Origin of the sequence: Janthinobacterium sp. SUN100 (assembly GCF_030397705.1) — a bacterium.
Classification (GTDB): Bacteria; Pseudomonadota; Gammaproteobacteria; order Burkholderiales; family Burkholderiaceae_D; genus Janthinobacterium; species Janthinobacterium kumbetense.
Genome location: NZ_JAPUBU010000003.1, coordinates 121,933 through 134,716, shown reverse-complemented (window position 1 = coordinate 134,716; position 12,784 = coordinate 121,933). Strand labels below are relative to the sequence as shown.

The 12,784-nt window shown below is 65.0% G+C and carries 13 protein-coding genes; 12 read left to right on the top strand and 1 reads right to left on the bottom strand.

Features of this window, described 5'->3' with window-relative positions; all coding sequences use genetic code 11:
- The first annotated feature begins 38 nt into the window (after window positions 1-38).
- The 10 genes from O0881_RS17065 to O0881_RS17020 all read left to right on the top strand — a co-directional run bounded on the left by O0881_RS17065 (window position 39) and on the right by O0881_RS17020 (window position 9,906).
- Window positions 39-602: a DNA-3-methyladenine glycosylase I gene (locus O0881_RS17065; protein ID WP_251349315.1), complete on the top strand. Its 564-nt coding sequence runs from the start codon at window positions 39-41 to the stop codon at window positions 600-602.
- Window positions 602-2,233, top strand: coding sequence for an FAD-dependent 5-carboxymethylaminomethyl-2-thiouridine(34) oxidoreductase MnmC (gene mnmC / locus O0881_RS17060; protein ID WP_289912316.1), 1,632 nt, complete (start codon window positions 602-604; stop codon window positions 2,231-2,233). Before O0881_RS17065 ends, mnmC begins: the two co-directional genes overlap by 1 nt.
- A gap of 213 nt (window positions 2,234-2,446) precedes the next feature.
- Complete coding sequence (locus O0881_RS17055; protein WP_289912315.1) at window positions 2,447-2,944, top strand: rhodanese-like domain-containing protein; 498 nt, start codon at window positions 2,447-2,449, stop codon at window positions 2,942-2,944.
- Window positions 2,945-2,963: 19 nt separating this feature from the next.
- Window positions 2,964-3,950: a serine O-acetyltransferase EpsC gene (gene epsC, locus O0881_RS17050; protein WP_289912314.1), complete on the top strand. Its 987-nt coding sequence runs from the start codon at window positions 2,964-2,966 to the stop codon at window positions 3,948-3,950.
- A 7-nt stretch (window positions 3,951-3,957) separates the two neighbouring features.
- Window positions 3,958-4,182: a helix-turn-helix transcriptional regulator gene (locus O0881_RS17045; RefSeq protein WP_034784364.1), complete on the top strand. Its 225-nt coding sequence runs from the start codon at window positions 3,958-3,960 to the stop codon at window positions 4,180-4,182.
- A 117-nt stretch (window positions 4,183-4,299) separates the two neighbouring features.
- Entirely contained in the window at window positions 4,300-5,229 is a 930-nt protein-coding gene (locus O0881_RS17040) for a family 2A encapsulin nanocompartment shell protein (protein ID WP_034753448.1), read from the top strand.
- Window positions 5,204-7,006: a family 2A encapsulin nanocompartment cargo protein cysteine desulfurase gene (locus O0881_RS17035; protein WP_289912313.1), complete on the top strand. Its 1,803-nt coding sequence runs from the start codon at window positions 5,204-5,206 to the stop codon at window positions 7,004-7,006. The genes O0881_RS17040 and O0881_RS17035 overlap by 26 nt, the downstream gene beginning before the upstream one ends.
- Window positions 7,007-7,164: 158 nt before the next feature.
- A complete protein-coding gene (locus O0881_RS17030; RefSeq protein WP_289912312.1) occupies window positions 7,165-7,884 on the top strand; it encodes a HAMP domain-containing sensor histidine kinase in 720 nt (239 codons plus the stop codon).
- Between the two features lie 11 nt (window positions 7,885-7,895).
- The gene (locus tag O0881_RS17025) at window positions 7,896-9,626 is read left to right on the top strand and encodes a response regulator (protein WP_099665642.1); all 1,731 of its coding nucleotides are present in this window, start codon (window positions 7,896-7,898) and stop codon (window positions 9,624-9,626) included.
- Entirely contained in the window at window positions 9,610-9,906 is a 297-nt protein-coding gene (locus O0881_RS17020) for a hypothetical protein (RefSeq protein WP_251349309.1), read from the top strand. The genes O0881_RS17025 and O0881_RS17020 overlap by 17 nt, the downstream gene beginning before the upstream one ends.
- A gap of 21 nt (window positions 9,907-9,927) precedes the next feature.
- Here O0881_RS17020 and O0881_RS17015 read toward each other — a convergent pair whose 3' ends face one another.
- Window positions 9,928-10,638 carry a PhaM family polyhydroxyalkanoate granule multifunctional regulatory protein gene (locus O0881_RS17015; RefSeq protein ID WP_289912311.1) on the bottom strand — a complete coding sequence of 237 codons (711 nt, stop codon included), beginning with the start codon at window positions 10,636-10,638 and terminating at the stop codon, window positions 9,928-9,930.
- Between the two features lie 149 nt (window positions 10,639-10,787).
- Here O0881_RS17015 and O0881_RS17010 point away from each other — a divergent pair, with 149 nt between their 5' ends.
- A complete protein-coding gene (locus O0881_RS17010; RefSeq protein WP_289912310.1) occupies window positions 10,788-11,906 on the top strand; it encodes a DUF3108 domain-containing protein in 1,119 nt (372 codons plus the stop codon).
- A complete protein-coding gene (locus O0881_RS17005) occupies window positions 11,907-12,671 on the top strand; it encodes a DUF3108 domain-containing protein (protein WP_099665640.1) in 765 nt (254 codons plus the stop codon). It abuts the gene before it with no gap.
- Window positions 12,672-12,784: the final 113 nt, after the last annotated feature.

Genomic DNA, 12,784 nt, shown 5'->3' with positions numbered 1-12,784 from the left:
ACTATACTGAGACTTGCCTGCACATGAAGAACACGACCATGAATATTACCCGCTGCGCCTGGGCCAATCCGGCCAATCCCCGTTATCTCGATTACCACGATACGGAGTGGGGCGTGCCCTGCCACGACGAGCGCCGGCTGTTCGAGATGCTGAACCTGGAAGGCGCGCAGGCTGGCCTGAGCTGGGAAACCATCCTCAACAAGCGCGACACCTACCGCGCCGCCTTCGATAACTGGGATGCGGAAAAGATCGCCGCGTATGGCCCGGACAAGGTGGCGCAGCTGCTGCTCGACCCGGGCATCGTGCGCAACCGCCTGAAGGTGGCGGCGGCCATCACGAATGCGCAAGCCTATTTGCGCCTGCGCGCGGAAGGGCAGACCCTGGACAGCTTCCTGTGGGCGTATGTCGATGGCCAGCCCATCGTCAACAGCTGGCAGACCGGCGAGCGTCCCGCCAGGACGGCCTTGTCCGACAAACTGTCGAAAGATTTGCTCAAGCGGGGCTTCAAGTTCGTCGGTTCGACCATCATCTACGCCTACATGCAGGGTATCGGCATGGTCGACGACCATGCGCCCGCCTGCTTTTGCCGCGCGGGGCATTGATGCGCCGCGCGCTGGTCCTGCTCGACACGGATTTTGACGGCGCCCGCTTGCGTGCCGTTTGCGCGGCGCATGGCGGCCGCCGCCTGCATTACATCGCGCTGGCGCCGCGTCCCGTCGACGCCAACCACTTGCCCGAGCAGTGGCGCGCGCAGTGGCCGCCCTGCGTGCCGGGCCTGCACCGCATGGTCTCGCACGATGGCCTCGTCACGCTCGATGTGCTGATCGGCGAGCCCGATGCCTGCCTGGCGCAATTGTCGGCGCGTGTCGACGAAGTGCACCTGGCCTGGGTGCCGGCAGCCACGCCCGTGCTGGCGCGCCTGATGGTCGATGGCGCCCGCCTGCAGGCCGTGCACCTGGACGAGGCGCAGCGCATGGCGCTGCAAAAGAACGGTTTTGTCTTCGACGAGAGCCGCTTGCGCGCCATGTTTTATGCGCGGCGCGCAGAGCAGGTGGCTGCCGTGGCGCCCGAGCGGCGCGCTATCGTCATCGGCGCGGGCGTGGCCGGTGCGGCCGCCTGCGAACGCCTGGCCGCGCGCGGCTGGAAGGTGACCTTGATCGAACGCCACGCACGGCCGGCCAGCGAGGCGTCGGGCAACCTGGCCGGCATCTTCATGCCGCAGCTGTCGAAGGACGACAATATCGCCACGCGCCTGGTGCGCGCCGCCTACCTGTACTCGCTGCGCTACTGGCAAGATTTGGGCGGCATCGGCAGCGCTTTTGATGGCGCGCAATGCGGCGTGCTGCAACTGGCGCGCGATGACGCGCATGCGCAGGTGCAGCGGCAGATCGCCGCCAGCGGCCTGTATCCGCGCGAATTCGCCCGCTGGCTGGAAGCGCCCGAGGCGGCCTCCATGCTGGGCGCGCCGGCGCCCGATGGCGCCTGGTGGTTCGAACAGGGCGGCTGGGCGCGCCCGTCCTCCGTCTGCGCCGCCATGCTGGACGCTTGCGGCGCCTTGCTCACGCGGCGCTTTTCCAGTAGCGCCCTGCGCCTGGAACGCGGCGATCAGGAATGGCTGGTGCGCGATGCGCAAGGCACCCTGATCGCGGCCGCACCTACCGTCATCCTGGCGGCGGGTACGGGGGCCGTGGATGTCGAGCAAGCGGCCGGCCTGCCGCTGGACGCCGTGCGCGGGCAGGTCACGCACCTGGCCGAAGGCAGCTTGCCTTCGTTGCCGTTCGTCGTCTGCCGCGAAGCCTATATGACGCCGGCGCACCAGGGTGTCGTGTGCGTGGGCGCCAGCTACGATGCGGACGCGGACACCACGTTGCGCCCATCGAGCCAGGAAGAAAATATCGCGAAGATCGCCGACATCCTTGGCGTGGCCCCGTTCGAGGCGCCGCTGGCCGGGCGCACGGGCTTTCGCTGCGTGGCGCCGGACCGTTTGCCGTTGGCGGGCGCCTTGCCCGATCCCGGCGTGCCGGGCCGCTGCGAGCGCCTGCGCGACGTGCCCCGCTGGCCCGGCCTGTTCGGCTTGCTCGCTTATGCCTCGCGCGGCCTGATCTGGGCGCCGCTGGCGGCTGAGCTGCTGGCTTGCCAGCTGGAGGGCGAGCCGCTGCCGCTGGAGAGTCAATTGGCCGCCGCTTTGGACCCTGCGCGCTTCCTGCTGCGCGAGCGCCGCCGGAACGCCTGAAAAAGCCCATGGCGTTGTTGTCCTGCCTCGCCGTACGTTCGTACTGTCTTCGGCACTCCGCCTGGCCCTGGGCATTTCCAGACGCTCCCCCTTCGATTTCTCCATATACGTTTTTCAGCTTTCCAAACTCTTTTTAATTTGTTTTCCGAACAACATAAGTTCGCTACAGTGGACTCGTGCTGGTTTTTGACGACGGAATAAAGAGGTGGAAAGATGGCTGCTGAAGAACTGATTTTCGATCCCCGCGCCGCGCACGGCGAGGCGGCGTTTGACGAAGTGCTCAATCTCGCGCGTACCCAGGCGCAGGCGCAAGGCTTGCCGTATGCGGGCATCGTCAGTGCGCAGGATGCATGGCAGCTGGTGCAGGCCGGCAAAGCCGTGCTGGTCGACGTGCGCACGAATGAAGAACGTACCTTCGTCGGCTACGTGCCCGCCTCGCTGCACGTGGCGTGGGCGACCGGCACGTCCATGAACCGCAATCCCCGCTTTACGCGCGAACTGGAAGCGAAAGTGGGCGGCAAGGACGCCGTCGTGGTGCTGCTGTGCCGCAGCGGCAAGCGCTCGGCCGCAGCTGCCGAAGCGGCGGCCAAGGCCGGCTTCACGCACGTCTTCAATATCGCGCAAGGCTTCGAGGGCGACCTCGACGAGCAGCAGCAGCGGGGCCACAGCGGCGGCTGGCGCTGGCATGCGCTGCCCTGGCTGCAAGATTAAATCTCCCTTCAGGATCACCATGAACCAGCGAGCCATCCCCCCCGCCTCCCTAGCCGCGCAGCCGCAGTGGGAATTGCGCCAGATAGTCGATGAATTGCGCGCCGTGCGCGAGCAGTGGCGCGAAGGATTGGCCAGCAACCAGGAGTGCGGCGCGCGCGAGTTCCCGTCGCGCCAGCATTTGCGCGACATCGTCGGAGCCCTGTGCGCGGCCCTGTTCCCCATGCGCCTGGGGCCCCTCGACCTGCAGCAGGAGAGCGAGGATTTCTTTGTCGGCCACACGCTCGACACGACCCTGACGGGCTTGCACGAACAGGTGCGGCGCGAACTCAGTTACCACGCGCGCCAGCATGGCTTGCAGCAGACGGTGTCCATCGAACAGCAGGCGCTGGCCATCGTGCAGCGCTTCGCCCGCGCGCTGCCGCGCATCCGTGCCCAGCTCGACACGGACGTGGCGGCCGCCTTCCATGGCGACCCGGCTGCGCACAGCGTCGACGAAGTGCTGCTGTGCTATCCGGGCATCCTGGCCATCATCCATTACCGCCTGGCGCACACCTTGTATGCACTGGGCGCGCCGCTGGTGGCGCGCATCATCGCCGAAGTGGCCCATTCGCAGACGGGCATCGACATCCACCCGGGCGCCATCATCGGCAGCAGCTTTTTCATCGACCATGGCACGGGTGTGGTGATCGGCGAGACGGCCATCATCGGCGAACGCGTGCGCATCTATCAAGCCGTCACCCTGGGCGCCAAGCGCTTTCCCGCCGGCGCCGATGGCGTGCTGAAAAAGGGACTGGCGCGCCATCCCATCGTGCAGGACGACGTGGTCATCTACGCGGGCGCGACGATCCTGGGACGGGTGACCATCGGCCAGGGCTCCGTCATCGGCGGCAATGTCTGGCTGACCCGCAGCGTGGCGCCCGGCAGCCATGTCACGCAAGCGCATAACCAGCAGGAGGCGCCGGAGTTGCCCGCGTCATCCCACCCCGCTTTTGCCCACCACCCATGAGGACAGCATGTTGATCAAACAGTTTGGACTGGCCGTGCGCCAGTTGCGCGAAGGGCATGGCTGGTCGCAGGAGCGCCTGGCCGAAGCGGCCGACTTGAACCGCTCGTTCATCGGCGAAATCGAACGGGGCGCCGCCACGCCGTCGCTGCTGACGGTGGAAAAACTGGCCGGCGCGCTGGGCATCGGCCTGGCGGGATTGATGGCGCGCTGCGAGCCGGAATTGGTGGATTAAAGCGGGTCGATTAAACGCCGCGTTGATGGCGATAGCATGTTGAGAGAAGAGGGGAGACGCTTGATACTTTATTTGTTTTTCAGATAAGCATATTCACTTTTCTCATCAGGAGTAGTCATGGCAGAAGCAACAGAGAGCCAGTTCGCGCTGGGCGACAACGCCGCGCGCCAGCTGGCCAATGCAAGCAAGAGCGTCCCCCAGTTATCCACGATCACGCCGCGCTGGCTCGTGCACCTGCTGCAATGGCTGCCCGTGGAAGCGGGTATCTACCGCCTGAACCGCGTGAAAAACCCGAAGGATGTGCGCGTGGCCTGCTCGCAGCGCGACGAGTCGGAACTGCCGCAAACCTTCGTCGACTACGACGACCAGCCGCGCGAATACTTCCTCAATGCCGTCAGCACGGTGCTCGACGTGCACACGCGCGTGTCGGACCTGTACAGCAGCCCGCACGACCAGATCAAGGAGCAGCTGCGCCTGACCATCGAAACGATCAAGGAGCGCCAGGAAAGCGAATTGATCAACAATCCCGACTACGGCCTGCTGGCCAGCGTGCACGACGACCAGCGCATCTTTACCCTGACGGGCGCGCCCACGCCGGACGACCTCGACGAACTGCTGACCAAGGTGTGGAAGGAGCCGGGCTTTTTCCTCGCGCATCCGCTGGCGATTGCCGCCTTCGGCCGCGAATGCACGCGCCGCGGCGTGCCGCCGCCGACCGTCAGCCTGTTCGGTTCCCAGTTCCTCACGTGGCGCGGCGTGCCGCTGGTGCCGTCCGACAAACTGCCGATAGAAGACGGCAAGACGAAGATCATCCTGCTGCGCGCGGGCGAACAGCGCCAGGGCGTGATCGGCCTGTTCCAGCCTGGCCTGGCGGGCGAGCAAAGCCCGGGTCTGTCCGTGCGTTTCATGGGCATCAACCGCCACGCGATTTCGTCCTATCTGATTTCGCTGTATTGCTCGCTGGCCGTGCTGACCGACGATGCGCTGGCCGTACTGGAAGACGTGGAGATCGGTAAATACCATGACTACCCAGACACCTACAAGTGATGGCGCGGCGGGCTTGCCTGCCGTCCCGTTTTTACCCGACGAAGCGACCTTGAACCGTCTGGCGGGCGAGTTTTTTGCCCGCCTGCCGGGCTTGGACAAGTCGCCCAGCCTCGGCGGTTCCGGCAGCGTGCTCGATGCGGCTTCCCGCTATGCGAACCGTCCGCCGCCGCAACCCGGTCCTGCGTTCGCCGCCATCGCTCCCGGCGTGGCGACGGCGCAGGTGCCGCCCGTGACGGCGCCCCTGGAAGCGCCGATCGCGCCGGCCCCCGCGTCCGTGCCGACGCCGCGCTTGTCGGCGATCAATGCGCCAGCCGCGCCGTCGCCGTATTATTTTATCGGTGGCGCGCATGGTTATCCCGCGTCGGGCAATGGCCTTGATGGCCTGGCGCGGCAGGGGCAAGGGCAGGCAGCGCCCGATGATGTGCGGGGCCTGTTTGCCACGCCGCAGCAGGCGCCCGCGCGCCAGCTGCCCGTCTCGCCAGCCAGTGGCCAGCCCGCGTTCTATTTCCAGACCGAGCTGCCCTCGGCGACGACGCCTGGCCAGCACCAGACGCCGGCGCCGTTCGATGTACACGCCGTGCGGCGCGATTTTCCCGTGCTGGCCGAGCGGGTCAATGGCAAGCCGCTGGCCTGGTTCGACAATGCGGCCACCACGCACAAGCCGCAGTCGGTGATCGACCGCGTGTCGTATTTCTATGCGCACGAAAATTCGAACATCCATCGCGCGGCGCACGCGCTGGCGGCGCGCGCCAGCGATGCGTATGAAGCGGCACGCGCCAAGGTCGCCAGTTTTCTGGGCGCCGCCTCGGCCAATGAAATCATCTTCGTGCGGGGCGCCACGGAAGGCATCAACCTGGTCGCCAATACCTTTGGCCGCAAGTACATAGCCAGCGGCGACGAGATCATCGTCTCGCAGCTCGAACACCACGCCAACATCGTGCCGTGGCAGCAGCTGGCGGCGGAAAAGGGCGCGACATTGCGCGTGATTCCCGTCGACGACAGCGGGCAGATCATCCTTGATGAATTCCGCAAGCTGCTCAACGGGCGCACCAAGCTGGTGTCCGTGACGCAGGTGTCGAATGCGCTGGGGACGGTCACGCCCGTGGCGCAGATCATCGCGCTCGCGCATGCGGCCGGCGTGCGCGTGCTGGTCGACGGCGCGCAGGCCGTGTCGCACCTGCACGTGGACGTGCAGGCGCTGGGCGCGGATTTTTACGTGTTTTCGGGGCATAAAGTGTTCGGCCCGACGGGCATCGGCGCCGTGTATGGCAAGGCGGATTTGCTGGAGCAATTGCCGCCATGGCAGGGCGGCGGCAACATGATTGCCGACGTCACGTTCGAGCGCACCGTCTACCAGGGCGTGCCGAACCGTTTCGAGGCGGGCACGGGCAATATCGCCGATGCCGTGGGCCTGGGCGCGGCCATCGACTACGTGCAGCGCATCGGCCTGGAAAACATCGCCGCCTACGAGCACGCGCTGCTGGAATACGCGACGCACCAGTTGCAAGCCATTCCCGGCGTGCGCCTGATCGGCACGGCGCTGGACAAGGCCAGCGTGGCCTCGTTCGTGCTGGCCGGTTACGAGCCGGCGGAAGTGGGGCGCGCCCTCAATGACGAGGGTATCGCCGTGCGCTCGGGCCACCACTGCGCCCAGCCGATTCTGCGCCGCTTCGGCGTGGAAGCGACCGTGCGCCCTTCGTTCGCCTTCTACAACACGTATGAGGAAATCGACCGCATGATCGTCGTGGTCAGACGCCTGGCGGGCGCGCGCCGCTGATCTTGCCGCCTTGTCAAGCCGATGCCGCCCCTGCGCCAGCGGGGGCGGCATTGTTGCGTCATGTCACGGACTTTGCGCCTGGCTGGCAGGCGCCCGCAGGCTGGCGGTATAATTTATCCTTGGCAATATTCAAGCCGCGGCCCCCAAGGAGATATCCGGTGGAAGATCAACACAGCTCGCCCGAGCTTTTCCTGTTCCTGGCGTCGACCGTGCACGACATGAAAAACTCGATCAGCGTTGTCAGCGGCACCTTGGAGTCGCTGCTGGCGGCCGAGCAGGCCAAGCCCGCGCCCCAGGCCGACCCCGCCTACCTGCAGATGGCGCAGATGCTGTACCAGACCAAGCGCCTCAACGATAACCTGATCCAGCTGCTGGCCCTGTACAAGGAAGTGGGCAAGCCCGGCTACCCCTTCGACGTGCAGCCGCAACTGGTCAGCCAGGTCATCGACCAGGTGGTGGGCCAGGAAAAGATCCTGCTGGCCTCGAAAGGCATCCAGCTGGAGACGGCCTGTCCGTCCGAGCTGATCTGGACCCTCGATGAAGACCTGGTCATCGGCGTGCTCGCGCATGCGATCAACAACGCCATCCGCTACACGAAAGACACGATTCGCCTGTCGGTCTGCGAGGCCGATGGCTTGCTCGAACTGCGCGTGGAAGACAATGGCGACGGCTATACGCAGGCCTTGCTGGACGCGGGCAGCGCGGCCATGGATGGCATGGCGGCCGGCGTGAATTTTTCCACCAACAGCACGGGACTGGGCCTGTATTTTTCCAGCGAAGTGGCAAAGATGCACAAGCACCGGGGCAGCAGCGGCAGCATCGCCCTGGAAAATGGCGGCGCGCTGGGCGGCGGCTGTTTCATCCTGCGCCTGCCCTGAACGAGGAATCCATGACGACAGACAGCCACGCCACCGCCGCCGAAGCGGGCAGCACCGACTGGGCCGATAAACATTATCTGCTGGTCGACGATTTCATCGGCATCCGCATCCTGCTGCGCGAATCGCTGCGCAACCTGGGCGCGCGGCATATCGACCAGGCGGCCAGCGGCGGCGAAGCCATGAAGCTGCTGGCCAAGACGCGCTACGACGTGGTGCTGTGCGATTACAACCTGGGCGAAGGCAAGAATGGCCAGCAAGTGCTGGAAGAGACGCGCGTGCGCAACCTGACGGCGCCGTCGAGCGTCTGGCTGATGGTGTCGGCCGAAAAAAGCGTGGAATCCGTGATGGGCGCGGCCGAGCACCAGCCCGACGCCTACCTGATCAAGCCGATCACGGAAGGCGTGCTGCTGACGCGGCTGAACCGCGTGTGGCACAAGAAGCAGGTGTTCCGCGAAATCGACCAGGCTTGCATGGAAAAGGATTATCTGCGCGCCGCCAAGCTGTGCGACGCGCAGATCGAGGTCAACAAGCTGCACGAGCTGGAATTGCTGCGCATGAAGGCCAGTTTGCTGCTGAAAAGCGGCGAGCCGGAAAAGGCCCGCGCCGTGTACGAAAAAGTGCTGGCCGAGCGCGATTACAGCTGGGCCAAGGCGGGCCTGGGCAAGATACGCATGAATAACGGCGAACACGAGGCGGCGCGGCAGATATTCCAGGGCGTGATCGTCGAAAACAAGTATTACATCGACGCCTACGACCAGATGGCCGTCGCCTACCAGCTGATGGGCCAGCACGAGGAAGCGTGCGGCGTGCTGGAAAAGGCGGCGCGCCTGTCGCCCAATTCCGTGCCGCGCCAGCGCAACCTGGGACTGGCGGCCCTGAAAGTGGGCAATGTCAGCATGGCGGAAAAGGCTTTCCGCAAGTGTATTTCCATCGGCGAGTTTTCCGTCATGAAGACGCCGGACGCCTACCTGGGATTGGCGCGCGTGTGCGGCCTGAAGAAGGATGCGAAGGAGGCGCTGCAGTGGCTGCTGCTGGCGCAGCGCGAATTCTCGCCCGAACAGATCGGCCTGCGCGCGAAGATCACGGAAGGCATGGTGCACCACGAAACGGGCGATTACCGGCGCGCGCGCAAATGCGGCGACGAGCTCGAAGCCATGCTGCTGGAAGACCCGGCGCGGCCCGAGAAGGCCATCTGCATGGAACTGGCGACCCTGCTGTTCGCCGTCGGCGTCAAGGATGCGCCGGCCGGCCTGCTGTGCTACGTGGTGAAGAACAACCACGACAACCAGGTGGTGCAGGACGAAGTGCAAAAGATTTTCGACAAGGCGAAGATGGGCGATGAAGGCACGAGCCTGATCATCGCCTCGCGCAAGGAAGCGTCGGACCTGATGAACAAGGGCGTGCTGCTGTGGAAGACGGACAAGCTCAACGAAGCGGTCGCCTGGATGCGCGCGGCGCGCGAAAAACTGCCAAACAACTTGCGCATCCTGTTCAATTCCGCGCAAATCATCGTTTCCTTCCTGCAGCAGCGCGGGTTTCAGGCCGATTTGGCGGCTGAAGCCATGGAAGTGTTGTTGTATGTGGACAAAATTGCACCAGGGCAGCAGCGCTTCGCGCAATTGATGGAGCAACTGGTGCAGCTGACGCCGCCGCCCGGGCCGGAAGACGCCGTCGCGGCGCCGGAAAATGCGCCGCCGGCAGCGGAAAAAGGGGGGAAAGCCGTGCGTGAGCGTGCCGGATGATAAACTAGGGGCCAGCGTGGGTTCGCCCGTGCTTGAGTTGCTTTACAACAATAAGGAAGAAACTATGCGTGATGTGGTCAATGAAGTATACAAAAAAATGAAGGTCGGCGCCGTTGCCTGGGTACGCCCGGTCGCCGCCAAGGGAGACACGCTGGAAACATTCCAGTCTTCGTACGAGCACGCCAAGGCGCTGGCCGACGAAGGCCTGATCACGATCGGTGACGTAAAACGCCAGGCCGACAACATGATCGAGGCGATCCGCATTCATCGTATCGCCTGATCATATTGCCGGCTTGAAACATCAGGCCTTGCCTGGTGCTTTGGCCTTGGGTGCTGCGCGTTTCGCGGGCGCCTTGCGCAGCGGGGCCTTGGCCTTGGCTGCCGTGCCTGCTTCGGCAGGTTTGGCCGGCTTGCTGGCCGCTGGCTTGGCTTTGCTCACGCCGCCAAAGCTGGCCGCTGCCGCGCTGGCGGCGTCGGGCGACATCGCTGTCGAGACGGCCTGCGTGAACTGATCTTGTAACAAATTCCACCAGGCACTTGGATTGGCCAGCTGGGCTTCGGCCTGGCTGCCGGCATCGGCGGGCGCCGCCGCAGCGGGTGGCGGTGCGGGCGCAGGCGCCGGTTTCGGTTCAGGCGCCGCAGGTGCGGCTTGCTGGAAAAACGCGGAAGCGTAGGGCACCGATTCAAACACGGATTTTTCGCTGGCGCCGGGCTGGGTGATGGCTGCCGCCAGGGACGCGCCCATCGATTTCAAGGTGGCGATGGTGCCGCGCTGCACTTCCAGCGCCTGGATACTGCCGCGCAGCATGCTGGTGTTGAGGTTCAGCCATGCTTCGACGGCCTTCAAGTCATTGATTTTCTTGTCCAGCTCTTCCACCGACATGGTGGGCGCCGTGATGCCAGGCATGCCCATGCCGGGCACGCTCATGCTGCCCCACAGGTTTTTGACGAAGTCGAGCGTATCGGTCACAACTGCTGCGCCCGGCATTTGGGGCATTTGCGGGTTTGCCATGCGAAATCTCCTGGTAGGTGGATAGCCTTAGCGTAGCAGATATCGGCTTGCAACTGACGCAATGCCGCCAACATTTTCTTACATAAAACATTAAGAGTTGAGCACGGGCAAGAAGCGGGAAGCGGGGCGGAAGCGTTACACTACGGCCTATGATGCCTGACTCCTTCTTTTCGCCACCGCGCCGCCGCACCGTCATCTTTGTCGCGGTCATCGGCGTACTGCATTACGTGGCGTTGGAATGGCTCACCTCGCGCGCCAGCATGGTGCCGCTGGGACAGAATCATGCGCAGATGGTCAGCATGGCCTTGATCGCCGAGCCGCCCAAACCCCTGCCGGTGGTGCCGCTGCCGCCGCCCGAACTGCGGCCCGTGCCCAAGCCCAGGCCGCCGCCACCACCGCCGCCGACGGAGCTGGCGTCGAGCGAAACGCCGCAGTTGACGGCGCCCGTCAGCGACGTGCCGGAAGGCCCGGCCACGAGCGAGCCGGCCGCCGTGGCGGCTCCGGCCATCACGGCGCCGGCGCCCGCCGTGGCCGCCGCGCCCGCGCCGGCCAGCGAACCGCCGCCACCGCCCGTCGAGCAGGCACGCCACTACAAGACGAACGCGCCCGCTTCGGCCCAGTTCGACCTGCACGTGGACCGGCGCGATGCGGACGGCACCAAGTGGCAGGGCGTGGCCGCGATGGCGTGGGAAAACCGGGGCGACACGTATCAGCTGAAACTGGAAGTGGGCTTGAGCATGCTGATCACGCGCATCAACCTGCTGGTGCTGACGAGCGAGGGCCAGATCGATGGCAGCGGCATCGTGCCCGTCACGGCCACGGAGAAACGCAAGGGCCGCGCGCAAACGGCCACGCATTTCAACCGCGACGCCAAGGCCATCACGTTTTCGGCAACGACGGCCACGGCGCCATGGCAGGAAGGGGCGCAGGACAAGGCCACCGTGCCGTTCCAGCTGGCCGCCATCGGCCGTGCCGACGTCAACCAGCTGGTGGGCAATATCGACATTCTCGTCGGCGAGGAAAAGGAAGCGACCGTGTTCCGCTTCCACCTGGTGGGCGAGGAAGAACTGGACACGAAAATGGGCCGCCTGGTGACGTGGCACCTGCGCCGGCCGCCGAAGCCCGGCACGTATTCGTCGCAGCTCGATGTCTGGCTGGCGCCGTCCATGCAATGGTATCCAGTACAAATACGCAATACCGAAGCGAACGGGGCGCTGACCACGCAAACCGTGACCAAGATCTCCGTAAATGAATCAACAGGAAAATAAATGACTACTTTGACTACCTTGAAACGCGTCCTGGCTGCCAGCCTGCTGGCGGCCACCCTGACGCCCGCCATGGCGGCGGACGAGCCCGTGGACCATCCCGTCATCAAGCGCCCGTACAAGCTGGCGCCGTCGGCCGACCTCGTCTATTCGATCAAGGCGAAGCAGCGCGGCATTGCGCTGTCCGGCGAATCGGTCAGCAACTGGCGCGCCGGCGACGGCAAGTACTCGCTGCTGGCCGAAACCAAGGCTGCCCTGTTCGGCAAGATCCTGGAACAGCGCAGCGAAGGCACGGTCGACGATTACGGCCTGGCGCCGGCGCAGTTCGTGGAAAAACGTTTCCGCAAGGAAGCTGCCACGACCACCTTCAAGCGAGACAGCAAGAGCATCGTCTTCAGCGAAGGCGATGAAACGTATCCGCTGAAAGGCGGCGAGCAGGACCGCAACAGCACCGTCTGGCAACTGGTCAGCGTGGCGCGCGCCACCCCGGAAAAATTCACGCCCGGCTCGGAATGGAGCTTCTTCGTTGCCGGCCGCCATGACGCCGAACCGTGGACCTTCAAGGTCGTCAAGCAGGAGACGGTCGCCACCGGCCAGGGTCTGGTGGAAGCCGTGCACCTGGTCAAGGCGCCGCCGCCGGACAAGAAGGGCCAGCAAGTGGACCTGTGGCTGGCGCCGTCGCTGGAATGGTATCCCGTGAAGGTAACGTTCGCCGATGAAGACGGCGATTACGTCGAGCAAACCTTGCAAAAGATCGTCAGGAAGTAAGTGTTCACTAATGGCTTGGGGCCAGGCATGCCGTGTTTGGCCCCCCATTTCATCGTCCTGGCCCGGCACGGCGCACCTGCCGTGTTGCGCCATGTCCGCACCGCCCCCTCCCA